The organism is Microbacterium sp. NPDC078428, assembly GCF_044542535.1.
GTDB classification, from domain to species: domain Bacteria; phylum Actinomycetota; class Actinomycetes; order Actinomycetales; family Microbacteriaceae; genus Microbacterium; species Microbacterium limosum.
In genome coordinates this window covers 480,182-503,216 of sequence record NZ_JBITUP010000001.1, presented here as the reverse complement: position 1 = coordinate 503,216, position 23,035 = coordinate 480,182, and the positions used below count along the sequence as shown (strand labels likewise).

Sequence of the window (23,035 nt, the reverse complement as noted above, 5' to 3'; positions counted from 1 at the left end):
GCTGCTCAGAGTTCTCCCCGGAAGGCGCGGTGCTGGAGGGATGCGAAGAGAGCATCGAGGCTAGCCATGCGCCGGAGCGCTCGATTTCGCTGGGAGGCAATGCTCTTCGCGACTTGGGCGAACTCGAACTGCCCCGGATTCGACGGGTCGAACGCAGGCATCGACCGCAGTACCGTCGTGTTGATGTTGTACTGGCCCGCAGATGTCGCGGCCCCTCGGCGAAGGTGACCCCTGGCGAATTTCGACCGCGCCAGCGCGGCGATCGCTTCCGGTTCGATTCCCGGGCGCAGTCGCGCTCGAATGAGGTACGACGCAAAGACCCAGTCGGCGCCCTGACGCACCTGCTTGCTCAGGGAAGCGAAAGCAGAGCACCTCCCGACGACGTCGGGGTTTCCGTTCGAGCGAACGAACAGCACGTCTCGTTCGTTGAGACGAAGACGATCGATTTCAGCGTCGGGGAGGTGGACGGTCTTCAGTCCGTCCAGGTCCAGGCCTCGCCCCGTCACATTCGGAATGCGCAAAACGGGGAAGCCGCTGGAGCCAGACTTCGCAGAAGTCCCGTAGCGGAACTCCTCTACCAGGTCGCCGAGTGCTACATGGGAGTCGCGCAGGTGGCAACCAACCAGCTCCACGAATGCTAGATCCTCGACCTCGTCGTACGACTTCAACTGGGCACGCGCGCGGGATCGGAGGGCGTCGGCCTCGTCGAGGATTGCGGCGATGCGGCGCTGCTCGGGGAGGGGTGGGAGGGGGACCTCAAGGCGCCCGAGCGCATCCAGCGATATCGACTTGCGGCGCTCTGCCGTTCCACGGCCAAGACGCGGGTACGACGCTAGTGCGCGCGGGGACTTCAGGAAGCGGATGAGGTACTCAGCGGACACCCGCGACTCATCGGTTGAGAACACGGTGTACATCGGACTGATCACGCACCTGGTCGGTGCGATACCGATCGATCCCTCGTCGAGGTGAATGGTTGCGTACGCGAACTGGCCCTTGTCTACGACCTTGTATGTCGAGAGATCGCTAGAGAACACCTGCTTCTTGAAGTATTGGGCAGAGGGCACGAAGCCTGCGCGCTTAGTCACTGAGTACACCGGGAGCTCCGCTGCTCCGGCGCGACCTTGTACTGGCGCGATCAGCTGGTTCAGGGGGACCATGCTCACGCGAGCATCTCCCGCAGGCGTTTGAGGCCGTCCTGGATCTCGACCTCGAGGGCGTCGAGCTCGTCGAGGATCTCGGTCGGCGAGCGGTGCTCGACCTCCTCGATCTCGATCTCCTTGTAGCGGCTGAGGCTCAGGTCGTAGTTGTTGTCGACGATCTCCTGGCGCGGCACGAGGAAGCTCTGATCGGTGCGCGCCCGCGACGCCTCGGCATCCAACGCCTGCCAGCGGGCAAGAACGTCGGGCAGGTCGTTCGCCTCGATCGGGGTGCGCTTGTCGTCGAGGGTCATGCCGTCGGCGCGCACGTCGTAGAACCACACGTTGGCGGTGCCGCCGGATGAGGTCTTCGTGAAGAGGAGGATCGCGGTCGAAACCCCGGTGTAGGGCTTGAAGGTTCCGGAGGGGAGCTTGATGACGGCATCCAGCTTGTGGTCGTCGACGAGCATCTTGCGCACGGCCTTGTGCGCGTTCGACGATCCGAACAGCACCCCCTCGGGCACGATGACCGCCGCGCGACCACCGTTGCGCAGCATCCGGATCATGAGCACGAGAAAGAGCAGCTCGGTCTTGCGGGTCTTGACGAGCTTCTGCAGGTCTTTCGACACCGTCTCCTGGTCGAGCGAGCCCGCGAACGGCGGGTTGGCGAGCACCAGTGTGTAGCGATCGTCGCCGGGATGCCCCTCCGACAGCGAGTCGGCGCGCTCGATCGTCGGGTTCTCGACGCCGTGCAGCAGCATGTTCATGCTCGCGATGCGCGCCATCGCCGCATCGGAGTCGTACCCGGTGAACATGGGTCCGTTGAAGTGGGCGCGGGTCGCGGCATCCGACCACATCTCGGGGTGGTGGTCGCGCAGGTACTCCTCCGCCGCGACGAGGAAGCCGGCGGTGCCGACGGCCGGGTCGATGATGAGGTCGTCGGGGCGCGGGCGCTGCAGGTCGACCATGAGCTGGATGATGTGCCGCGCCGTGCGGAACTGCCCGTTGGTGCCGCTGGTGGCGAGCTTCGAGAGCATGTACTCGTAGATGTCGCCCTTGGTGTCGCGATCCTCCATCGGGATGTCGTGGAGGAGGTCGACGACCTTCGTCAGCAGCGCGGGCGTCGGGATCGTGAACCGCGCGTCGCGCATGTTACGGGCGTAGCTCGAGCCCTCGGCGCCGAGCCGTCGCAGCCACGGGAAGACATGCTCGGAGACGACCTCGAACATCTCGGAGGGTGCGAAATTGGTGAACTGGCTCCAGCGCAGGTCGCGGTAGGGGCGCCGGCTCGACAGGTCGCTGTCGTAGCCGTCGGGGAAGACCGGGTTCTCGACCTCGTCACCGAACCGCGCGGCCTTCTTCTCGGCGAGAAGCTGCAGGTCGTCGAGGCGCTTGATGAACAGCAGGTAGGTGATCTGCTCGATCACCTCGACGGGATTGGCGATGCCGCCTGACCAGAAGGCATCCCAGACCTTGTCGACCTGGCGCTTCAACTCACCTGTGACCACACCATCTCCCGTCGCGCGTACAACGTTCCACGCTAGCCGAGGGGTAGGACGGTGACGTCGTGTCCGTTGGCCTCGCCGCGCGGCGCAGGCAGGTGCAGCGGCATCACTGTTCGAGGTTCTTGCGCCACTCCTGGTAGGAACCCGATTCGAGCACCTCGCCGGTCGCGTCATCGATGAAATCGACCGTCACCTCGACATCATCCGGGGAGGCTCCCGCGAACTGTTGGTACAGCGCTCCCTGGATGTAGAAGCCGAGTACGAGCATGCTCTCGAGCGGCGAGAACTGCTGACGGTCGACCGAAACACGGAAGCTCGTCATCGCGTTGTCGATTTCCACGTCCGTGACGGAGTTCGACGTATCGGAGACCATGTCATCGATGGAATCCTGCGCGGACGAGCGCATCTCTGCCAACATCTCGTCGCGTTGCGGCTTGCTCATCGTGTAGACGACCGAGTCACCGTCCACGACGGCCGCCATGCCCTGCGCGTCAGCGGCCGCCACGATGTCGTCGTCGGTCAGCGCGCCGTCGGGGTCGACGAGAGACCGGGCCACGCGCACGTCGACCGAAACCAGATCCTCTTCGACCTCGACGGCGGCAGGCGTGGAGTCGGCATCCACCGCAGCTCCCTCGCCACTCTCGGCAGAGCAGCCGCCGAGGACGATGACGGTGCTGACAATCAGCGATGCGAGCGCGGTACGGGCTGGTTTGTGCATGAGTTCCCTGGATTCGACGTGCGGACGATCTCGACCCGCCCCTGCGATTGTAGACAGCGCAGGACGCGGGGTTCTCCTCGGAACCCGACGCTCTCATGAGACCCCGCGACGCATCACGACTCCGACGGCACCAGCGGCAGCTCGCGGCCGTAGTTCCAGGAGAGGATCGCCGGCTGCTCGCGGTAGAAGCTCAGCACCGACACCGACCCGGCATCCAGGGTGATCTGTGCGCCGAAACGGGGCGCCATCCGCAGGTACACCGCCGTCAGGATGCGCAGGAAGTGCCCGTGCGCCACCAGCGCGACATCGCCCTCCGCCATTGCGGGCAGCACGCGTGTGAGCACACGCGATGCGCGCCCGGCGACCTCTTCCACCGTCTCGCCGGGTGTCTTGCCCCGAACCACCCCGTGGGTGAACGTGCTCCAGTTGTAGCCGAGCTCGGCACGGATGTCGCGCGTCGTGCGCCCCTCATACCCGCCGTAATCCCACTCCACGAGGAGCGGATCGACCTCGGCATCCAGGCCCGCCAATTCCGCAGTCCGGCGCGCCCGCTCCAGCGGCGACGTCAGCACGAGCGAGAAGTCGTAGTCCGCGACCAGCTCGCCGGCGCCGCGGGCGAGATCCTCCCCACGAGCCGTGAGCGGGATGTCGGTCAGCCCCGTGTGCCGTCCGGTTCTCGACCACTCCGTCTCGCCGTGTCGCAGGAGCACCAGCTTTCCCGACGGGTTGTCGGGCGCGGGACGATCGGGCAGCGGATCGAGCGTCGGCATAGCCGCAACCGTACCGTGTGCTAGATCAGGACGCTCCCCCGGATGCGGGCCGTGCTCGCCCCACCGACCCACACCACGGCGTCGTCGGGGCGGCGACCCGGGCGAGCAGGTCGGGCTCGACCAAGCCGCGAGGTCGAGCAGTCGCCATCGCCCGAACGCTCCGAGACTCACCGAGCACTCGAGAGATCACCGTCCGGCGACTGAGCGGGCAGCCGCCGGTCGCGTCCTTCTCTGCCACGGCAGCACCAGCGGAGTGACCAGGCGGAAGAGCACATTGATCAGCAGGCCCAGCAGCCCGACGATCAGGATGCCCGCGTAGACCTCGTCGATCGCGAACTGCTGACCCGCCCGGCGGATGGCGGCGCCCAGACCGAACTCGGCGCCGACGAATTCCGCGGCGATCAGGGTGATAAGGCAGGTCGCCATCCCCAGACGCAGCCCGTTCAACAGGCCCGGCGCGATCGCGGGGAACAGCAGCCGGGTGAAGAAGCGGATGCCGGTGGCCCCGAAATTGCGGCCCGCCTCGATCAGATCCGTCGGCACGTCGCGGACGGTGCCGCGCGTGCTGATGATGATCTGGAAGAACGCGGTCGCGAACGCGGTGATGATGTACGCGACCTCGCCCCGCCCGACGATGATGATGAAGAGCGGGAGAAGCGCGATCTTCGGCAGCGGATAGAGGGTGTCCGTGATGGGACGGATGAGAAGCTCCACGGTCCGCCACCGGCCCGATGCGACACCGATCGCGACGCCGAAGACCGCGGCGAGCGCGAACGCCACGATCAGGCGCTGCACGGTGAGCACGAGGTCGAGCCCCAGCCGGCCGTTCACGAGCTGCTCGAACGCCGTCGCGACTATGTCGCTGAGCGGCGGGAAGAACCGGGGGTCGAGCAGGCCCGTGCGTGTGACCAGCTCCCACACCACGATCACGGCGATGGGGATGGCCCAGGACTGCGCCCAGCGCCGAACCGTCGGGGTCATATCTGTGCTCCTCGCACATCGCGTCGCCACGGCAGGAGACGGTCGGCCACGGCGTCGAATCCGACGCTGCTGATCAGTCCGATCACCGCGATGATCAGCAGCGCCACATACATGTCGGTGACACGCAGGATCTGCCAGTTGGACCATAGGAACTGACCGAGACCGTTCGGGGCGCCCACCATCTCGATCGCGATGACGGCGATCAGGGTGAACCCGAGCGACACCCTGATACCGGTCACGATCGATGGCAGCGATCCCGGTACGAGGATGCCGAAGAACCGTTTGGCCCCGCGGGAGCCGTAGTTGTCGGCCACCTCGAGGAGCGTGCGGTCGATGCTGCGCACCCCCGCGACGGTGTACAGGATCATGACGATGAGGGGCGTGACGAGCGCGGTCAGGATGATCGCCATCTCGGTACGCCCGAGCAGGAACGTCAGGAACGGGAAGAACAGCACTCCCGGGATGGGGTAAAGGAACGCCAGGATCGTGTGCGCGCCGCGGTCCATCCACTGGGAGGCGGTGATGGCGATCCCCACACCCACTCCCAGGATGACGGCCAAGACGATCGTGACGAGCACGCGCAGCACGGTCGCGATGATGTCGCCCCCGAGCCCGGAATCGGGTTCGAAGATGATGACGCTGCGGGCGATGATCTCGGTCGGCGGCGGGAAGAACGTGGCACGGATGACTCCCGTCCGGCTCAGGATCTCCCATGCCAGAAGGATGACCACCGGACCGACGAACAGGGCCCACTTGTCGCGAAGGCCACGCCAGCTCACCTGTCGTCCACCGCCATGGCCGCCTGCACCTCGTCGCGCAGATGGTTCCAGATGTCCTGCGACAGGGCGGCGAACTCCGGCGTGCCCCGCAGTTCGGGCGTGCGGTCCGGCCCGAAGTCGAGCTCGACGATGTCCCGGATCCGGCCCGGGCGAGCCGACATCAGCACGACACGATCGGAGAGGAACACCGCCTCGTCGATGGCGTGCGTGATGTAGAGCACCGTCGGCTTCGTCTGCTGCCGCAGCTCGAGGATCTGCTCCTGCAGCAGCGTGCGCGTCTGCGCGTCGAGAGCACCGAGCGGTTCGTCCATCAGCAGCACCTCGGCATCCTGTGCGAGCGCCCGGGCGATGCCGACCCGCTGCTTCATCCCGCCGGAGAGCTGATGCGGATAGAAGTCGCCGAAGCGCGCCAGGCCGAGGCGCGCCAGCTGCTCGTTCGCGATCCCGGCGGCATCCTTCTTCGGGACGTTGCGGTTACGCGGACCGAACATCACGTTCTCGCGCACCGACATCCACGGGAAGAGCGCATGCTCCTGGAACACCATCGCCGTCTTGGGACGATCCGGCTGGGAGCTCTCGATCTCGACCGTGCCCGATGACGGTTCGTACAGACCCGCGACGAGACGCAGCAGGGTGGACTTGCCGCAGCCCGACGGCCCGACGATCGAGACGAACTCCGCTTCGGCGATGTCGAGCGAGACATCCTCGAGTGCGGTGACCTGCTCCTTGCCCGGGAACCGCTTGCTCACGTCGGTGAGCCTGACCTTCGGCTGCATCTGCACGCTCATCGGCTCCGCGTCAGTTCTCGAGGGCGGCATCGCGCCAGCTGAAGTCCCAGATGTCCTCCTCGGGGATGATCTCGTCGTAGTTCAGCGACCCCTGCTCCATGAAGAACTCCTGGTAGCGCAGCAGCACATCGAAGTCCACGCTGAGGTCGGCCGGGATGTGGTGCTGTCGCGAGGCGGCGACGACGGCCGGGTCGGCACCGGTGTACTGCTCCACGAGCTCGAGCATCTCGGGGGTGTCCCATCCGTTCGCGGCGAGGTCTTCCGCGGCCATCGCATAGGCGCGCATGAAGTCCTCCGCCACCTGCGGGTTCGCCTCCGCCCAGTCCGTGTTGTAGATGATCCCGGTGAACGGCAGCGGCTCTTCATCCGTCGGCGTCTCCCACGGGCGGTAACCCGACCCGTTGCCCTCTGCCTGCGTGGGGAACGGCTCCGAGAGGATGCCGGCCGCGATGCCCCCGTTCGCGAGCGCCGGGACCTGGTCGGGGAACGGGATGTATTCCAGCGCGATGTCATCCATCGACAGCCCGCCGCGCTCCAGCGCGAAGCCGAGCAGCGCCTCGGTCACGACGCCGGGCGCGTTGACGGCGAACGTCTGCCCCGCGAGCTGCGACATGTCCTCCGCGACGGCGGCCGCCTCTTCCGACGAGCCCGCGAGCTGCGACGAGACGATGAAGTAGTCCTCGATGTAGCCGGCGTGCATCGGGGCCACGTACCGCACGGGCAGGCCCTCGTCCACGGCGTTGTACGCGGCCGAGCCGATGCCGGCGAACCCGGCGTCGTACTGGGCGGTGGCGACGCCGGTGATCGACTCGTTTCCGCTCGCGACCTCGACGAGTTCGACGTCGATGCCGACCTCTTCGGCGTACTTCTCGGCCGTCACGAAGAGGGGCAGCGACGAGCCGGTCGCGAGGTAGGCGACCCGGATCGTGCCGCCTTCGCCGCCGGCGTCGTCGTTGCCGGACGTGGCGCCCTCGGGATCGGCCGCGCAGCCCGCGAGGACCAGGACGGCGGCGGCACCGGTGGCGACGAGCGCCTTGCGGGAACGGATTGCTGTGTTGTGCATCATGGTGAAACTCCCTTGTTTCTGTTGCGATCGAGTACTCGAACGGCCGCGTCGATTCGAGGCCGCTCCTTCTAGTGACCGTGTTCCCGTGCCATGAGCCAGGACGGGCGGCCGGTGATCTTCGCGTCGATCACGAGGGGGCGGGTGCGATCCGACTCCAGCCAAGCAGAGATTCCGCCCAGGTCGTCGAGGGAGCGCACGGTCACCGCGTCGCAACCGTAGCCACGCGCGATTGCGGCGATATCGGTGTCGGGGAAGCGGACGATCTCCTGCTCCGCGGGTGAGGAGTCGGGGAAGAGGTGGATCTCGGCGCCGTACGCGCTGTCGTTGAAGGCGACGACGATCAGGCCGAGCTGCAGACGCACCGCCGTCTCCAACTCCACCGCCCCCATGAGCAGCGATCCATCGCCCGTGCCGAGCACCGCCATCCGATCCGGACGCGCGACCGCGGCACCGATCACGCTGGCCAGCCCCAGCCCGATGGATTGGAAGGAGAGAGGCAGGACGTAGCCCTCGTCGTCGGGGACACGCAGGTGGGCGCCCGGGTAGGCGTTGACGTTGCCGCCGTCCACCACGACGACGCGTTCGGAGGGCAGCATCGCGTCGAGCGCATTGATGAGGGCGGCGGGATCGACGAAGCCTTCCTCATCCACCGCTTCGACCGCCTGGTCCGACCAGTAGCGAGCCCCGCGGATCCGCTCCGCGACGGCGGGGGTGCGGTACCCGGTGTTCGTCGTCCCCGAGGCTGCCAGCGCGGCGACGGCCGCTCGGGCGACCGCGCCGGTGTCGCCGACGATGCCGAGGTCGACCAGGCGGTGCTTCCCGATGGCCTCGACGCGGTCGTCGACCTGCACGAGCGTCGCCTTCTCCAGCAGCGTCCCCCCGCGCGTCGTCCAGTTGTTCAGAGCGACGCCGAAAGCGACGATCAGATCCGCGTCGCGGACGAGCTCCGCCGCACTGTCGGTCGCGAACCCGCCTACGACATCGAGCGCCCATTCGTCGCCCTCGAAGACGCCCCGCCCACCGCCCGAGGCGATCAGCAGCGCGCCCGTCACCGCGGCGAGCTCACGCAGGTCTCGCTTGGCGACACGCGCACCCCGGCCGCCGATGATCACGGGGCGATCCGCCCTCGCGAGCATCTCGCCCAGTTCGGACGCATCGGCGGTCGCCACGATCGGCGTGGGCACACGGAGATTGGACGCGGGCCGGGGGCCGGGATACGCGATCTCGCGCTCCTGCAGGTCTACGGGAAGCGACAGCACGACGGTGGTGCGCTCGACCTGGGCGACCCGGAATGCGCGAGCGGCATCGGCGAGCGCGGTGCGGGCCGAGTGGATGCGCATCGGCGTCGCGCCGACGGAGCGTGCCGCGGCATCCTGGTCGATGTGGAAGTTCGACGTGACGTCTCCCACGGCGGTGTCGGCGGCGAGGACCAGCAGCGGGGTGTGGCATTTCGCGGCCTCGGTGATGCCGGTGAGCGCGTTGGTGAGCCCGCACCCCTGGTGCAGGCTGAGGGCGCTGACGTCGCCGGTGATCCGAGAGTAGGCGTCGGCCATGGATGCCGCACCGGCTTCGTGTCTTGCCGCGACGAAGGATGCGCCCGACGCGATGAGCGCGTTCGTCACCCGGAAGTTCCCGCTTCCCACCACCCCGAACACCTGCGATACGCCCAACTCGGCGAGCATCCGGCCGACGGCGTCGGCAACCTTCATCATCTGCGTCACTGCACTGATTCCGTTTCTCAGGTCATCGGCGACCTTCCTCCACGCTAGGTTCGCGCCCGATCTTCGTCCAATGAATGATCAACATCTGCGATATTCGCCGGGGTAATAATGGAGGCATGCTCGCCACCATCGATCTGAACCTGCTCCGAACCTTCGTCGAGGTGTATCGAGCGAGGAACCTCACCTCGGCCGCCGAGACGCTGCGGGTCTCCCAGCCCGCCGTCAGCCACGCCCTCAAGCGTCTGCGCACCCACTTCGACGATCCGCTCTTCGTCCGCACCGGGACGGGGGTGCGCCCGACGCGATTGGCGGTGGACCTGTACGCCGACGTCAGCGGTCCGCTCTCGCGAATCGTGGCGCGGACCGAGGACGGGACCCGCTTCGACCCCTCGTCCTCCCGCCGCCGGTTCCGCATCGCGCTCACCGACCTCGGGGAGGCGGGGCTGCTGCCGCGCATCCTGCTCGCAACTGCGGAGGTGGCGCCGGGGATCTCCATCGAGGTGGTGCCGCTCGACATCGAATCCGTCGCCCACGACGTGCTGTCGGGCGACATCGACGCGGCCATCACGAGTTCGCCGGTGATCGGCCCCGTGCACCAGGAGATCCTGTTCCAGGATCGCTACGCCTGCCTGGCCCCGTCGGATCTCGACCACGATGACGGGCGGATACGGGTCGAGGATCTGCGAAGGCTGCCCGAAGCGCGGGTCGGGGCGGCGGCGGGGCACCGGGCCATCACGGAGGCGGTCACCACGCTCGGCGCGGGGGTCATGTCCAGCGTCCCCCAGGTCGAAGTCCCGCGTTTCACGTCCTTGCCGTGGATCGTCGCACGCTGCGGATACGTCGCGATCGTTCCCATCGATGCCTTCGCCGCGCTCGCCCTGCCCGCGGGGGTGAGGCTGCTCGAACTCCCGTTCCCCTCCCCGACCACCTCCGTGCACCTCATCTCCCACAACGACGCGGGTGCGACGTCGTCGACCGCGTGGCTTCTCGACACGATGCGCTCGGCGCTGGCCGCGTGAACGGCGCCTCGCCGGCCGCGAACGGTCGCGACACGCCGCGACGGGAGTGTGCCGCACGGCGTGTCGCGACCGTTCGCCGGGAGGGAAGGGCGAGGGGGCGTCAGGCGAGCGGACGCGGGCGCGCGGCGCGGGCCGCCGCGAGGATGCCGATGGCCCCGCAGGTCACGACGATCACGGCCATGGGGACAGCCGTCCCCTCCCCCGCGAGCCCCACCAGCGGGGAGAGCGCGGCCGCGGTCGTGAACTGCCCCGCCCCGAGGAGGGCCGAGCCAGCACCCCGGCGCCCGTCGGCGCGGGCGAGAGCGAGGGCCGTGGCGTTCGACATGATCAGCCCCGAGCCCGCACAGAGCGGGATGACGAGGGCCAGGAACGACCACACCTGCAGGATGCCGGCGGCCGAGAGGACCACCAGGACGACCCCGGCGCCGAGGAGCATCCCCTGGCCGACCGCGAGCATCCGGCGCGGGCCCACGCGGGGCGCGATCGCGGCGTTGACGAGGTTGGCCACGACCATGCCGGACGCCCCGATCGCGAACGTCAGCCCGTACTCGACGGGGTCGAGGCCCAGCACCACCTGGGCGACGAACGGGGATGCCGAGAGGTAGGCCATGAGCGCGCCGAACCCGAGCGCGAACGCGACGAGATAGCCGCGGAAGCCCGGCTCGCGCAGCAACCCGCCGAGGCCGCGCACCACCGCGCCCACGCCGCCCCGCGCGCGCCGGTCGGGCGGCAGCGACTCGGGGATCACGACGAGCGCGAGGACGAACATCATCGCGGCGAAGACCGCCATCGCCCCGAGGGTGCCCCGCCAGCCCCATACCCCCGCGAGGATCCCGCCCACGGGAGGACCGACGATGGGACCGAGACCCACGAGCGTCATGATGAGGCTGAGCGGTCGCACCGCCTTCGCCGGTCCCGCGAGATCCACCGCGATCGCGCGGCCGAGCACCATCCCGACGGCGCCGGCGAACCCCTGCACGGCCCGCAGGGCCACGAACACCTCGATCGACGGCGAGAAGACCATCGCGGCGGATGCCAGCGCGAAGACGGCCATGCCCGCGACGAGCACCCGCCTGCGGCCGAGCCGATCGGACAGCGGACCGAGCAGGAGCTGCCCGCAGGCGACGCCGACGAGGAAGCCCGTCAGCGTCAGCTGCACCGCAGAGGCGCTCGCCCCGAGGTCCGAACCGATGTCGGTGAACGACGGCAGGTAGAAGTCGACCGCCACGGGGCCGACCGCGGTGATGAACCCCAGCGCCGTCAGCAGCGCCGGGGTGAGACGAGGCTCGCGCCTCACTCGCCGCGGGAGATGCGCACCATCTCCTCGCGCGGCACCACCTTGATGCGGGCACGCTCGTGCGGCCTGCCGAGGGCGACCTCGTGCTCGTCGAGGCGGTGCCAGCCCTCGAGGTCGGTCCAGGCCACGCCCCGGGACGCGAGGAGATCGGGGATCGCCGACTCCGAGGGGTCGGCGGGCTGCCACCACGACGCCTGGTCGTTGATGAGGTGACGCACGGTCTCCATCGCGTCGGACTTCGTGTGACCGATGAGCCCGACGGGGCCCCGCTTGATCCAGCCCGTCGCGTAGACGCCCGGCACGCGCTCGTTGGAATCCTTGTGAAGCACCTGGCCCTCGTGATTGGGGATGATGCCGTGACGCTTGTCGAACGGCACCCCGGGAAGCGGGGAGCCGAAGTACCCGACGGCGCGGTACAGCGCCTGGATCGGCACCTCGCGCAGCTCTCCCGTGCCGGTCACGCCGCCCTGCCCGTCGGGGCGGGTGCGCTCGTACACGAACGAGGACACGCGGCCGTCGGCATCCTTTCTGACCTCGACGGGCCTCGCCCAGAAGTGGAAGTGGAGGCGTCGCGACGCCTCGCCTCCCGCATTGTTGACCGACGGGCGCTTGCGCCAGGCCTGCAGGACGCGGTCGATGACCATGACCTGCTTGTTGCTCGCGACCGCGGCGCGGGATGCGTCGTCGTAGTCGAAGTCCTCGTCGTAGACGACCATGTCGACATCGCGCAGCTCGCCGAGCTCGCGCAGCTCCAGCGGAGTGAACTTCACCTGAGCGGGGCCGCGGCGACCGAACACGTGCACATCGGTCACGGGCGATGCCTTCAGACCCTGGTAGACGTTGTCGGGCACCTCGGTGGGCAGGAGGTCGTCGGCGTGCTTGGCCAGCATGCGCGAGACGTCGAGCGCGACGTTTCCGTTGCCGATCACGGCGACGGACTCCGCCTCGAGGGGCCACGTGCGCGGCACGTCGGGGTGTCCGTCGAACCAGCTGACGAAGTCGGCGGCGCCGTAGGAGCCGGCCGCGTCGATGCCGGGGATGTCGAGCGAGGTGTCCCGGATCGCACCCGTCGCGAAGATGACCGCGTGGTAGTGCCGCTTGAGGTCGTCGAGGGTGATGTCCTCGCCGAAGCGCACGTTGCCGAAGATGCGGATGTCGCCGCGGTCGAGCACCTCGCGCAGCGCGGTGATGATGCCCTTGATGCGCGGGTGGTCGGGCGCGACGCCGTAGCGGACGAGCCCGTAGGGCGCGGGGAGCTGCTCGAAGAGGTCGATCGAGACGTCGAACCTGCGCTCGGCCTTCAGCAGGATGTCCGCCGCGTAGATGCCCGCCGGCCCGGCACCGACGATGGCGAGCCGGAGCTTGGTGTCGTGGGAGGCCGGCGCGTGGGTGTTCGTCGCGTGAGTGTCCGCCACGTGGGGGTCCTTTCGGGTGAGGAGGAGACGGGCGAGCCGGCTCAGCTGCTGCGGTCGGCGACGGCCTGCGCGAAGCGCGTGAGCGCCTCCCGCACCGCCCCGGCGGGCAGGGGCTCGAGCGCGTCGATCGCCGCGCGCGAGTACTCGTGGGCCAGCGCGAGCGTGTCCGCCGTCGCGGGGTGATCGCGAAGCGCCGCCAGGTCGGCATCCAGGATGCCGGGGTCCGCGCCGTCGGCGATCCTCGCCACACCCTCGTCGATCCGGGCGCGGAGCGCGACCGACGCGTCATCCGGCATCCGGCCGAGCAGCAGGTAGGGCATCGTCGGCACCCCGGCGCGAAGGTCGGTGCCGGGCACCTTCCCCGTCTCGTCGGGGTCCGCGGAGAGGTCGATCACGTCGTCGAGGAGCTGGAACGCCACGCCCGCCTTCTCGCCGAACAGAGCCATCGGCTCCTCCAGCTCGGCGGGGCCGTGGGAGAACACGATGCCGGACGCCGCCGACGCGGCGATGAGAGAGCCCGTCTTGTCCGAGAGCACCTGCAGGTAGAAAACGACGGGGTCGTCGCCGGACTGCGGCCCCACGGTCTCGTGCATCTGCCCGAGGACGAGTCGCTCGAACGTGTCGGCCTGCAGCTTGATGGCCCGCTCGCCGTACCGCGCCATGATCTGGCTGGCCCGGGAGAAGAGGAGGTCGCCGGTGAGGATCGCGACGTTGTTGCCCCACACGGCGTGCGCGCTCGGGACCCCGCGCCGCACATCGGCGCCGTCCATGACGTCGTCGTGGTACAGCGAGCCGAGGTGGGTGAGTTCCAGCGCGGCAGCGGCCTCCACGACATCCTGCGTCGTCCCCTCGCCCAGCTGGGCGCTCAGGAGGGCGAGCATGGGGCGGATGCGCTTGCCGCCGGCCTCGTAGAGGTAGCGGCTGGTGGTGTCGGCCAGCGCGTCCGACACGCGGAGCTCATCGGCGAGGGCGGCCTCCACGAGATCGAGGCCCTCCTCGATCGTGCGCAACAGCTTGCGCGAGCGGGGACCGGCGAAGACGCGCTCGGTCATGCCGAGGCGGCTCGCAAGGCGCGAGCCCGGGGCGGAGGGGCTCGGGGTCACCCGTTCAGCCTACCGGCGGGCTTGACCCCCCGGTGCAGGGCGACGATCCCGAAGGAGAGATTGCGGTACTCCACCTGCGCCCATCCGGCCTCGCGCATCCAGCGGGCGAGGGTCGTCTGGTCGGGCCAGTCGCGGATCGATTCGTTCAGGTAGTCGTAGGCGTCGGCGTTCGAGCTGACCGCTCGCGCCACGATCGGCAGCACCCGATCGTTGTAGAAGCGGTAGAGCCCGGCGAAGGCGGGCGAAGGCGGGTGCGAGAACTCGCAGACCACGATCCGGCCGCCCGGCTTGGTGACCCGCCAGAGCTCGGCGAGGGCCCTCCTCGGCTCGTTGACGTTGCGCAGCCCGAACGACATCGTGACGGCGTCGAACTCGTCGTCGGCGAACGGCAGGTCGGTGGCGTCCGCCTCCACGAACTCCAGGTTCGGCACGCCGGAGTGCCGCCGCCGGCCCTCCGCGATCATCCCGGGCGAGAAGTCCGCCGCGACGACGTCGGCGCCGCTGCGGGCGAGGGAGACAGAGGATGCCCCGGTTCCCGCGGCGAGGTCGAGCACGCGCTCCCCCGCCCGCGGCCCGACGGCGCGCGTCGTCGCGACCCGCCACAGGCGGTCGTTCCCGATGCTGAGGACGGTGTTGGTGCGGTCGTATCCGCGCGCGACGCCGTCGAACATGCCGCTGACGGCACGCGGATCCTTCGCGAGGTCGGCGCGCGTGCGGTCGGGTTCGGGTGCGGCGGTCACCCGTCGAGTCTAGGCGCGAGTTCCGCGAGCACGGCGAGCCAACGGGCGGCCGTCGAGGCCTCGTACGGGGCCTCATGGGCGCGCACCCGCCGCTCCAGATCGGTGGCGAGCGCCTCCAGCCGCTCGACGACGTCGCGGGGATAGCCGTAGCGCGCCCGGTGCTCCTCCCACTCGTCGACGTCGTCGATGTACACGCCGCGCTCCGAGTGGTTCACGACGTCGAGGTCCATGTCGATCCCCGAGGGCTCGCCTTCTGGCGACCAGCGCACATCCCACGCGAGGTCGATGTAGACGCGCGTGCGGTGCGGCGGGGCGTTCATCGTCAGCGCGTGGTCGCCCGAGGGCGGCATCAGCGTCACGTTGTCCTGCGGCGCCAGCACGTCCCGGCCGGGTCGCACGCTCTGCCACCCCGCCCGCTGGCCGAACCAGTCGCCGTGCTCGTCCGACCCGAGGTAGACGCACTCGTGCACCCAGTGCACGCCGCCGTCCCACTTCCGCCACCGGAAGGAGAGCCGCTTCCCCGCGGCGGGCCGAGCCATCACGGTGCGAGTCTAGGCTGGAGGGGTGACCGACCCCGCCTCCCCGCGTGCGCGCAGGCTGGTGGTCCACACCCGCGAGACCCCGCACATCGAAGACGTGCTCGCCTACGCCGATCCGGCGCATCCACTGGTCTGGCAGCGCCGCGGCGACGGCTTCGTCGGCATCGGCATGATCACGGCCCTCGAGGTGGGAGGGCGCCGGCCCGAGCCGGAGGAGGGTACCCGCGCCGCCGCCCTCGCGGAGGCGTGGCGTGCGGTAGCCGACGCCGCCGACGTCCGCGACGAGGTGGGCCTCCCGGGCACGGGTCTGGTCGGGTTCGGAGCCCTCGCCTTCGCCGACGGCTCGGCATCCACCAGCACCATCATCGTCCCGCGGGCCGTCGTCGGCCGGCGCGACGGCCGCTCCTGGGTCACGACCGTGCGCTGGGCGGATGCCGCGGAGCCCGCGACCGCGCCCGAGCCCCGCGCGTTCGGGCCCTACTGGTCGGCGACGCTCGGACCCGGCGTCCTCGACGCCCCGGGCTACCAGGCGGCCGTCCGCGCCGCCCTCGCGGCGATCGGGGAGGGCGAGGTCTCCAAGGTCGTCCTCGCGCGGGACCTCGTCGGCACGGTGCCCGCGGGCGCCGACGTGCGGCGCCTCGTACGGGCGCTCGCGAGCGGCTACCCGGACGTCTGGACCTTCGCGGTCGACGGGCTCGTGGGCGCGAGCCCCGAGACCCTCGTGACCGTCACGGGCGGCACCGTCACGGCCCGCGTGCTCGCCGGGACGGCCTCGCGGGGCGCCGACGCCGACGCGGATACGCGCGCCTCGCTGGATCTGGCCACGAGCGCCAAGGATCAGGACGAGCATCAGTACGCCGTGCGCAGCGTGCTGGCTTCCCTCCGGCCCCACACCACCGCCCTCGCGTCGGGCGAGACGCCGTTCACGCTGAAGCTCCCGAACGTGTGGCACCTCGCGACCGACATCGAGGGCGAGCTCTCGTACGGGGCATCCGCGCTCGAACTCGTCGGCGCGCTGCACCCCACGGCGGCCGTGGCCGGCAGCCCCACGCCCGCGGCCCTCGCGGCCATCGAGCGCCTGGAGCCGTTCGACCGGGGCCGCTACGCGGGCCCCGTCGGCTGGATCGACGCCGCGGGCGACGGGGAGTGGGCCATCGCGCTGCGCTGCGCGCAGTTCGGCCCCTCCGCCCGGACCGACGGCCACTCGTGGCAGCTCGAGAGGACCCGGCAGGTCATCGCCCACGCGGGCGCGGGAATCGTCGCCGGCAGCGACCCGGAGTCCGAGCTGCTCGAGACGAGGGTGAAGTTCCGCCCGATCGTCGACGCCCTAGCCTGACCCCCGCCCCTTCCCCACGCCGAAACACCACATTCGCGTCGACGCACCACACGTCCGATGGTGGTTCGCTGCGGATGTGGTGTCGCGGCGGGGATGGGGAGGGCTACGTCGCCGCTAGGCGCTTCTTCTCCGCCTCGACGTCGTAGGTGGGCGCCGGCCACTGCGGGTCGATCCCCTCGAGCGCGTCGAGCAGCAGCGCCTGCACCGCGAGCCGCGCGTACCACTTCCGGTCGGCCGGCACGACGAACCACGGCGCCGCCTCCGTGGCGGTGCGCTCGAACACGCTCTGGTACGCCGACATGTAGTGGGGCCAGCGCAGGCGCTCGTCGACGTCGCCGGGGTTGTACTTCCAGTGCTTCTCCGGCCGGTCCAGCCGCTCGCGCAGCCGGGACGCCTGCTCCTCGTAGGAGATGTGCAGCATGACCTTGACGATGCGGATGCCGCGGGCCACGAGCCCCGCCTCGAACTCGTTGATCGCGTCGAAGCGGCGCTCGATCTCGGCTTCGTCGGCGAGGCGGTGCACCCGCGCGACGAGCACGTCCTCGTAGTGGGAGCGGTCGAAGACGCCGAGCATGCCGGGCTCGGGAACCCGCTTCTGGATCCGCCAGAGGAAGTCGTGCGCGAGCTCCTCCTCGGTGGGCTTCTTGAAGGCGGCCAGCTGCACGCCCTGCGGGTCGACGCCGCCGACCACGTGGCGGACGATCCCGCCCTTGCCGGCGGTGTCCATCGCCTGCAGCACGAGCAGCACGGCATCCTGCGCGCCGCCCCTGCTCGCTGCGAACAGCCGCTCCTGATACTCCGCGAGCTCCTCGAGCCCCGACTCGAGGTCGGCGCGTCCGTCGTCCTTCATGCCCTCGTAGCCCGGGGTCGACTGCGGATCCCTTCCCGAGAGCACGAAGCCCGGCCCGGCCCTGAGCACGTGAGCGGGGTCGGCGGCCCAGTTGTGCTGGCTTTTCGCGGTCATGCGCTCATCCTGCCGCACCGGCGTCGTCACCGGGCAGGTGGGCACCCGCCGCGACGCGCCGCGTCAGCGCTCCAGCGGAACCTCGATGAGCTGACGGCCGCCCCCGGGCGCCGTCAGCAGCTGGTCGAGCGCCGCCCGCGTCGTGACCCGGTGGTACTCCCAGCCATAGGCGAGCGCGAGGTGCTCGAGCCGAGCGTCGTGGGGCGTGTAGAGCACGCGCGTCATGTCCGCGGCATCCGCGGCGGCGGCCACCTCGAGGCCGTCGAAGATCGTGCCCCCGCCGTCGTTGCCGACGACGACCTGCAGGCGCGGCTCCCGCTCGGCGCCCGGGAGGTGGAGCGCCCCGACGTCGTGGAGCAGGGCGAGATCGCCGAGGACGAGCCGCGTCACGCCCGGTCCGCCGCCCCGTTGGCTCGCCAGCGCGATCCCCGTGGCCGTCGCGACCGTGCCGTCGATGCCCGCGACCCCGCGGTTGGCGTGCACCGGCACCTTCTTGCCCCCGAGCACCTGATCCGCCACGCGCACCAGCCGCGAGGACCCGAAGACGATCCGGTCGTGCGGCCACGTCGCCCTCCAGACGGCGTCGACGAGCGCGGCACGATCGAGCGGGCGCCGCACGGCCGCGAGTTCGGCATCGACCGCCGCGCGCCGCGTCAGGGCGTCGGGGGATGCCAGGGCCTGCGCGTCCGGCGCGGCGGGCGCGAGGTCGACGGCCGCGTCGCGGGATGCGGAGAGCCATGCCCCGAGCCACTCGCGGTCGGGCTGCCCGGCGGCGACGGTGACGGCATCCACGCTCTGCGTGCGGGAGCTGAACGTGACCCGCTCCGCGGGCCCGCGCACGGCGACGACCTCGATGTCCTCACGGGAGAGCAGTGCCGTCACCTCGCGGCTGAGGGTCGGCCGCCCCACCAGGACGACCCGCTCGATGCGGCCCCCGAGCGTCTCGTCGCGCAGGAGGGCACGGTACCCGTGCACGAGATGGCGACCGTAGCGCGCACCGCTGACGACCTCGGCGATGAGCGGCCAGCCGCCCTCGTGCGCGATCAGCTCGGCGTCCGCTCCCGGATCGGCGCCCGCGACGACGACGGTGCGCGGCCCTCGCTCGAGGACGACGGGATCCGCCACGGACCCGGCCGCACCGGCGTCGCCGATGCCCCCGCCGCCCTGGTACAGCGCTCCGGATGCCTCGTCGACGGGCTCCTCGCCGGACTGACGGTCGGGGCGGCCGAACCATCCCGGCAGGGCGCCCGCGAGGGGCTCGCGCACGGGCAGGTTCACGTGCGCGGGCCCGGGAGTGCGGGATCCGCGGCCGGCCGCGGCATCCCACGCATCCGCCGCGATGGCCCGAAAGGTCGCGGATTGCGCGGACGCGCCGGTGTCGTCCGTCTCGTCGGGCACCGGCGCGTCGATGGCATACCTCGCCGCCGGGCCGAACAGCCCCGGCTGACGCGTGGTCTGGTTGGCTCCGACGCCGCGCAGCTCGCCGGGACGGTCGGCGGTCAGCAGCAGCAGCGGAACCCCGGCGTGGTGCGCCTCGAGCGCCGCCGGCAGCAGATTGGCGACGGCGGTGCCCGACGTGCAGACGACGGCCACCGGCCGGCGGGTCTCCCGGGCGATCCCGAGCGCCGTGAAACCCGCGACGCGCTCGTCGATGCGCACGTGCAGGGAGGTCCTGCCCGCGCGCTCCAATGCCGCCGCTGCCAGGGCGAGGGCCTGCGAGCGGGAGCCGGGGCTCAGCACGATGTCGGTCAGCCCGCGGCCGACCAGTTCCGCCAGGAGGGCGGCCATCGCATCGGTCGCCGGGCTCGCCGAAGCGCGCGTCATGACACGGGCGATCAGCCGGCCGACCCGCGGCGCGGGTCGTCGGAGTCGGGATCGGCCTTGCCCGCGGGGGGCGCCGTCGTGTCGGTGGGCTCCGCGGCGGGACCGTCGGGGTCGACGCCCTCGGCGTCGAGCTGGGCCAGCTCCTCCTCCAGGCGCCGGATGCGCTCGTCCTGGTCGCTGATCGAGCCGATGCTGCCGAGGAAGACCGGGTCGTCGTCCGGCGCCCGTCGGGCCGCCGCCGTCTGCCTGCGACCGCGTCCGATGACGAACCAGAGGATGCCGCCGAGCACCGGCAGCACGACGATGATCGCCAGCCACGCCGACTTCGGCACTCCGCGGTGCCGGTTGGGGGGCTGCACCGCGCAGTCGACGATGCTCACGACGTAGAACACGAGCGCAAGGACCGCCAGGATCAGCAGCACGCGGGGCATGCCCCCATCCTAGGCGCGAGCGCGTCGCCGGGGTTCGTGCCCGTACAACTGTGGGCGAGCGTCCAGGAGGGGCCGACCTAGGATGAGACGGTGAAACTGCCGCCCGTCCTCGTCTACACGATCCTGCGGCTGCTGGCGTTCCTGGTCCCCCTGGGCCTGCTGTTGCTGCTGCCGATCTTCCGCCAGAACTGGCTGCTGGCGGTGGTCTTCGCGGCCCTCATCGGCTTGAGCCTCTCGCTCATCTTCCTGCGCCGCCCGCTCGAGCAGGTGAGCACCGAGATCCAGGCGCGGCGCCGCCGCCGAGCGGAACGCGACGAGGACGCAGAGGATGCCGAGGCCGATGCGACACCCGCCGGCGACGCCTCAGCCGACGAAGGCCCAGGCGAGCAGGGCGGCGTAGCCGAGCGAGGTCAGTGACGTCAGCGCGAGCGCGGTGACGAGCTCCCGAGGCGTCCGGTACGTCCACACGATGAGGATGGCGGGCAGCCCGGCCAGCAGCGCCAGGAGCGTCAGCCACGCGATCGGGTAGAACAGCGCGAGATAGGCGGAGATCGCGAACGGGACCAGCACGAAGACCGTGAAGAGCACCTGGGTCGCGCGCCGCCCGACGAGGACGCTGAGCGTGCGCTTGCCGGCGACGCGGTCCTGATCGATGTCGCGCAGATTGTTGGCCAGCAGCACCGCGACGGCCAGCACACCGACGGCGACCGCGGCGAACCAGGCCTCCTGCGGGATCGCACCCGCCTGCACCCACGTGGTTCCCACGGTGGCCACGAGGCCGAAGAACACGAAGACGAACACCTCGCCGAGCGCCATGTAGCCGTAGGGCCGCTTGCCGCCGGTGTAGAACCACGCCGCGACGATGCAGGCGGCGCCCACGAGCAGGAGCCACCACTGCTGCGTGCGCACGACGATGGCGAGGCCCGCGAGGGCGGCGAGCGCGAAGAAGACGAGCGACACCGTGAGCACCGCGCGCGGTGCGACCCTGCCGGAGGCGGTCAGCCGGGCGGGGCCGACGCGGTGGTCGTCGGTGCCGCGCACGCCGTCGGAGTAGTCGTTGGCGTAGTTGACGCCGATCTGCAGGAAGACCGCGACCGCGAGGCACGCGAGCGCGATGACCCAGTGGAACAGCCCCTCCGCCAGCACGGCGGCTCCCGTGCCGACGACGACCGGCGCGATCGCGAGGGGGAGCGTGCGCAGCCGCGCCGCGCCGATCCAGTCACGCGCCGTCGCGGGCGCCGGCTTCGCGGGGCCCTTCGCGGGTCGGCGCCCCGCCGGGTGCCCGCCGGAGCGGGGACGGGTGCCGTGGTTCTTGCGCTTCTTCGAGGGGGTGCCTGCCACGAGGCATCATCCTAGGTGTTCTTCCCACGGAGGTTGCGGGCGGGGAGAGCGGGCGGGGGCGTCAGCGGGCGGGGCTGGGGCGGAGCTTTCGAGGATGGGAGATGCCTCACCCGGGAAGTCTCGAACCGGGACCTGCGCGGTCAATCTTCGAATCGATGTCGGAGCGATGTCGGAGGCCCCGCGTAGGGTTTCGAACATGAATGCGAAGCTTGGTGGTGGTAGGCGCGACGACGAGGTCGACGCCGTCGCCGCCGAGCTCGCGGCGGAGTACGCGGCGGCGGTGGCAGCCATCGCGGCGGCAGAAGCTCGAGCGATGGCGGTGCTGGCACGTGCGCAGGCGGTGGGGCTGGAGCGGATGGCGGAGATCCCCCGCACCGCCGGCCGCGAGGCCGACCTGCCGCTGCGGGCACTCGCCGCCGAGCTCGGGGCGCATGCCCGACAGCCCGACCGCTCGGTGCAACGCCGGATGGATGACGCCCACACGGTCGTCACCCGGTTCGCGGCCACGTGGGAGGCACTGGCCGCAGGGCGGGTGTCGGTCGGCCATGTGCGGGCGATCGTGGAGCACGGGGTGAAACTCACCGACCCCGGCATCCGGGCCGCGTTCGAGGGCGAAGCGCTCGAACGGGCGGCGTCGACCACGCCCGGACGACTCGGACCGCAGCTCGCGCGGCTTGTCGAGCAGGCGCAACCCACCACCTTCACCGAACGGCACCAAGCCGCCCGGGAGGGCCGGGGCGTGTGGGTGCGCGACGTCGCCGACGGGATGACCGAACTGCTGCTGCGCGGCCCGGCCGTACCGGTGCACGGCATCCACGACACGATCACCCGCATCGCCCGCGAAGTCCTCAACAACGGCGACACCGACGCCGAAGCCATGGATGCCGCCGACTCCCGTACGATGGATCAGGTGCGCGCCGACGTGCTCACCGAAATCGTCCTCACCCACCGCATCGACGCGGAGACCGGTGACGGACTCGGCGACGGACACGGCGGCCTCGCATCCATCCGCGCGACCGTCAACGTCACCGTCCCCGCCCTCGCGCTCGCAGGCGTCACGGAAGACCCCGCCGAACTGGTCGGTCGCACGCCGATCGACCTCGACACCGCCCGACTGCTCGCGCTGACGGCGCCGGGATGGGAGCGGGTGCTCGCCAACCCCATCACCGGAGGCGTCCTTGCGGTCGACCGATACACCAGATCCGCAGATCTGACCCGATATCTTCGGGTGCGAGATCCGCACTGCAGATTCCCCGGGTGCCGCAAGCCCACCCACCGGTGCGACATCGACCACGGCCACGACTACGCCCTCGGCGGGCAAACCGACCACCGAAACCTCGCCGCGCTCTGCCGACGACATCACACCCTCAAGGGCGAAACACCCTGGCGCGTGAGACACCATCCCGGCGGCGTCATCGAATGGACCTCCCCCGGCGGAGCCAGCTACACCGACACCCCACCACCGGTCACCGTCGGCTTCGTCCCCGACCTCCAAGACGCCCCCTTCTGAGCCGACGCAGCGCGCGCGTCCATGCGGGCGCGCAGGGGGGGGGCAACCCCGG

At 70.5% G+C, this 23,035-nt stretch carries 22 protein-coding genes; 4 read left to right on the top strand and 18 right to left on the bottom strand.

Annotated elements, in window-relative coordinates; translation table 11 throughout:
* Positions 1–5 precede the first annotated feature (5 nt).
* The 9 genes from ACIGCK_RS02395 to ACIGCK_RS02355 all read right to left on the bottom strand — a co-directional run bounded on the left by ACIGCK_RS02395 (position 6) and on the right by ACIGCK_RS02355 (position 9,455).
* Entirely contained in the window at positions 6–1,157 is a 1,152-nt protein-coding gene (locus tag ACIGCK_RS02395) for a restriction endonuclease subunit S (RefSeq protein ID WP_396663998.1), read from the bottom strand.
* A 2-nt stretch (positions 1,158–1,159) separates the two neighbouring features.
* Positions 1,160–2,644: an N-6 DNA methylase gene (locus ACIGCK_RS02390; protein WP_396663486.1), complete on the bottom strand. Its 1,485-nt coding sequence runs from the start codon at positions 2,642–2,644 to the stop codon at positions 1,160–1,162.
* Between the two features lie 103 nt (positions 2,645–2,747).
* Positions 2,748–3,263, bottom strand: coding sequence for a hypothetical protein (locus tag ACIGCK_RS02385; protein ID WP_396663484.1), 516 nt, complete (start codon positions 3,261–3,263; stop codon positions 2,748–2,750).
* Positions 3,264–3,472: 209 nt separating this feature from the next.
* Entirely contained in the window at positions 3,473–4,129 is a 657-nt protein-coding gene (locus tag ACIGCK_RS02380) for a histidine phosphatase family protein (RefSeq protein ID WP_330171208.1), read from the bottom strand.
* Positions 4,130–4,315: 186 nt separating this feature from the next.
* Entirely contained in the window at positions 4,316–5,110 is a 795-nt protein-coding gene (locus tag ACIGCK_RS02375) for an ABC transporter permease (protein WP_396663482.1), read from the bottom strand.
* Entirely contained in the window at positions 5,107–5,889 is a 783-nt protein-coding gene (locus ACIGCK_RS02370; RefSeq protein WP_330171206.1) for an ABC transporter permease, read from the bottom strand. Before ACIGCK_RS02370 ends, ACIGCK_RS02375 begins: the two co-directional genes overlap by 4 nt.
* Positions 5,886–6,677 (bottom strand): ABC transporter ATP-binding protein, encoded by a 792-nt coding sequence (locus tag ACIGCK_RS02365; protein WP_330171205.1) that lies wholly within the window; start codon positions 6,675–6,677, stop codon positions 5,886–5,888. Before ACIGCK_RS02365 ends, ACIGCK_RS02370 begins: the two co-directional genes overlap by 4 nt.
* A 10-nt stretch (positions 6,678–6,687) precedes the next feature.
* Positions 6,688–7,743 carry an ABC transporter substrate-binding protein gene (locus tag ACIGCK_RS02360; RefSeq protein WP_330171204.1) on the bottom strand — a complete coding sequence of 352 codons (1,056 nt, stop codon included), beginning with the start codon at positions 7,741–7,743 and terminating at the stop codon, positions 6,688–6,690.
* A gap of 68 nt (positions 7,744–7,811) precedes the next feature.
* Entirely contained in the window at positions 7,812–9,455 is a 1,644-nt protein-coding gene (locus ACIGCK_RS02355; protein ID WP_396663478.1) for a thiamine pyrophosphate-binding protein, read from the bottom strand.
* Between the two features lie 125 nt (positions 9,456–9,580).
* Between ACIGCK_RS02355 and ACIGCK_RS02350 the strand changes: the two genes are divergently transcribed.
* Positions 9,581–10,483 (top strand): LysR family transcriptional regulator, encoded by a 903-nt coding sequence (locus ACIGCK_RS02350; protein WP_330171202.1) that lies wholly within the window; start codon positions 9,581–9,583, stop codon positions 10,481–10,483.
* Positions 10,484–10,583: 100 nt separating this feature from the next.
* Here ACIGCK_RS02350 and ACIGCK_RS02345 read toward each other — a convergent pair whose 3' ends face one another.
* Genes ACIGCK_RS02345 through ACIGCK_RS02325 form a run of 5 tightly spaced genes read right to left on the bottom strand, consistent with a single transcriptional unit; the run spans position 10,584 to position 15,577 of the window.
* On the bottom strand, positions 10,584–11,780 hold the full coding sequence (locus tag ACIGCK_RS02345; RefSeq protein WP_396663476.1) for a multidrug effflux MFS transporter: 1,197 nt from the start codon (positions 11,778–11,780) through the stop codon (positions 10,584–10,586).
* Positions 11,777–13,195: an FAD-dependent oxidoreductase gene (locus tag ACIGCK_RS02340; protein WP_396663475.1), complete on the bottom strand. Its 1,419-nt coding sequence runs from the start codon at positions 13,193–13,195 to the stop codon at positions 11,777–11,779. Before ACIGCK_RS02340 ends, ACIGCK_RS02345 begins: the two co-directional genes overlap by 4 nt.
* A gap of 41 nt (positions 13,196–13,236) precedes the next feature.
* On the bottom strand, positions 13,237–14,298 hold the full coding sequence (locus ACIGCK_RS02335) for a polyprenyl synthetase family protein (protein WP_396663473.1): 1,062 nt from the start codon (positions 14,296–14,298) through the stop codon (positions 13,237–13,239).
* Positions 14,295–15,038: a demethylmenaquinone methyltransferase gene (locus tag ACIGCK_RS02330; protein WP_396663471.1), complete on the bottom strand. Its 744-nt coding sequence runs from the start codon at positions 15,036–15,038 to the stop codon at positions 14,295–14,297. Before ACIGCK_RS02330 ends, ACIGCK_RS02335 begins: the two co-directional genes overlap by 4 nt.
* Positions 15,035–15,577 carry a DUF402 domain-containing protein gene (locus ACIGCK_RS02325; protein WP_396663996.1) on the bottom strand — a complete coding sequence of 181 codons (543 nt, stop codon included), beginning with the start codon at positions 15,575–15,577 and terminating at the stop codon, positions 15,035–15,037. The genes ACIGCK_RS02330 and ACIGCK_RS02325 overlap by 4 nt, the downstream gene beginning before the upstream one ends.
* Positions 15,578–15,602: 25 nt before the next feature.
* Here ACIGCK_RS02325 and ACIGCK_RS02320 point away from each other — a divergent pair, with 25 nt between their 5' ends.
* Complete coding sequence (locus ACIGCK_RS02320) at positions 15,603–16,913, top strand: isochorismate synthase MenF (RefSeq protein ID WP_396663470.1); 1,311 nt, start codon at positions 15,603–15,605, stop codon at positions 16,911–16,913.
* 103 nt (positions 16,914–17,016) lie between these two features.
* On the opposite strand, the gene ACIGCK_RS02315 is transcribed toward ACIGCK_RS02320, so the two are convergent.
* From ACIGCK_RS02315 to ACIGCK_RS02305, 3 genes are all read right to left on the bottom strand, one after another.
* Positions 17,017–17,877: a polyphosphate kinase 2 family protein gene (locus ACIGCK_RS02315; protein WP_396663469.1), complete on the bottom strand. Its 861-nt coding sequence runs from the start codon at positions 17,875–17,877 to the stop codon at positions 17,017–17,019.
* Positions 17,878–17,940: 63 nt separating this feature from the next.
* Entirely contained in the window at positions 17,941–19,701 is a 1,761-nt protein-coding gene (gene menD, locus ACIGCK_RS02310; protein WP_330171196.1) for a 2-succinyl-5-enolpyruvyl-6-hydroxy-3-cyclohexene-1-carboxylic-acid synthase, read from the bottom strand.
* An 11-nt stretch (positions 19,702–19,712) separates the two neighbouring features.
* Complete coding sequence (locus ACIGCK_RS02305; RefSeq protein ID WP_330171195.1) at positions 19,713–20,132, bottom strand: PLD nuclease N-terminal domain-containing protein; 420 nt, start codon at positions 20,130–20,132, stop codon at positions 19,713–19,715.
* 90 nt (positions 20,133–20,222) lie between these two features.
* On the opposite strand from ACIGCK_RS02305, the gene ACIGCK_RS02300 reads away from it, so the two are divergent.
* On the top strand, positions 20,223–20,549 hold the full coding sequence (locus tag ACIGCK_RS02300) for a DUF4229 domain-containing protein (protein WP_330171194.1): 327 nt from the start codon (positions 20,223–20,225) through the stop codon (positions 20,547–20,549).
* Here ACIGCK_RS02300 and ACIGCK_RS02295 read toward each other — a convergent pair.
* Positions 20,496–21,473, bottom strand: a complete 978-nt coding sequence (locus ACIGCK_RS02295) for a 1,4-dihydroxy-2-naphthoate polyprenyltransferase (protein ID WP_396663466.1) — start codon at positions 21,471–21,473, stop codon at positions 20,496–20,498. The genes ACIGCK_RS02300 and ACIGCK_RS02295 overlap by 54 nt on opposite strands.
* 196 nt (positions 21,474–21,669) lie before the next feature.
* On the opposite strand from ACIGCK_RS02295, the gene ACIGCK_RS02290 reads away from it, so the two are divergent.
* Positions 21,670–22,983 (top strand): DUF222 domain-containing protein, encoded by a 1,314-nt coding sequence (locus ACIGCK_RS02290; protein WP_396663464.1) that lies wholly within the window; start codon positions 21,670–21,672, stop codon positions 22,981–22,983.
* Positions 22,984–23,035: the final 52 nt, after the last annotated feature.

Coding starts and splice junctions, on each gene's coding strand:
- ACIGCK_RS02350 (WP_330171202.1), top strand. CDS start 9,581: ATGCTCGCCACCATCGATCTGAACCTGCTCCGAACCTTCGTCGAGGTG.
- ACIGCK_RS02315 (WP_396663469.1), bottom strand. CDS start 17,877: ATGACCGCGAAAAGCCAGCACAACTGGGCCGCCGACCCCGCTCACGTG.
- menD (WP_330171196.1), bottom strand. CDS start 19,701: ATGACGCGCGCTTCGGCGAGCCCGGCGACCGATGCGATGGCCGCCCTC.
- ACIGCK_RS02325 (WP_396663996.1), bottom strand. CDS start 15,577: ATGGCTCGGCCCGCCGCGGGGAAGCGGCTCTCCTTCCGGTGGCGGAAG.
- ACIGCK_RS02290 (WP_396663464.1), top strand. CDS start 21,670: ATGAATGCGAAGCTTGGTGGTGGTAGGCGCGACGACGAGGTCGACGCC.
- ACIGCK_RS02355 (WP_396663478.1), bottom strand. CDS start 9,455: ATGATGAAGGTTGCCGACGCCGTCGGCCGGATGCTCGCCGAGTTGGGC.
- ACIGCK_RS02395 (WP_396663998.1), bottom strand. CDS start 1,157: ATGGTCCCCCTGAACCAGCTGATCGCGCCAGTACAAGGTCGCGCCGGA.
- ACIGCK_RS02360 (WP_330171204.1), bottom strand. CDS start 7,743: ATGATGCACAACACAGCAATCCGTTCCCGCAAGGCGCTCGTCGCCACC.
- ACIGCK_RS02365 (WP_330171205.1), bottom strand. CDS start 6,677: ATGAGCGTGCAGATGCAGCCGAAGGTCAGGCTCACCGACGTGAGCAAG.
- ACIGCK_RS02380 (WP_330171208.1), bottom strand. CDS start 4,129: ATGCCGACGCTCGATCCGCTGCCCGATCGTCCCGCGCCCGACAACCCG.
- ACIGCK_RS02375 (WP_396663482.1), bottom strand. CDS start 5,110: ATGACCCCGACGGTTCGGCGCTGGGCGCAGTCCTGGGCCATCCCCATC.
- ACIGCK_RS02305 (WP_330171195.1), bottom strand. CDS start 20,132: ATGCCCCGCGTGCTGCTGATCCTGGCGGTCCTTGCGCTCGTGTTCTAC.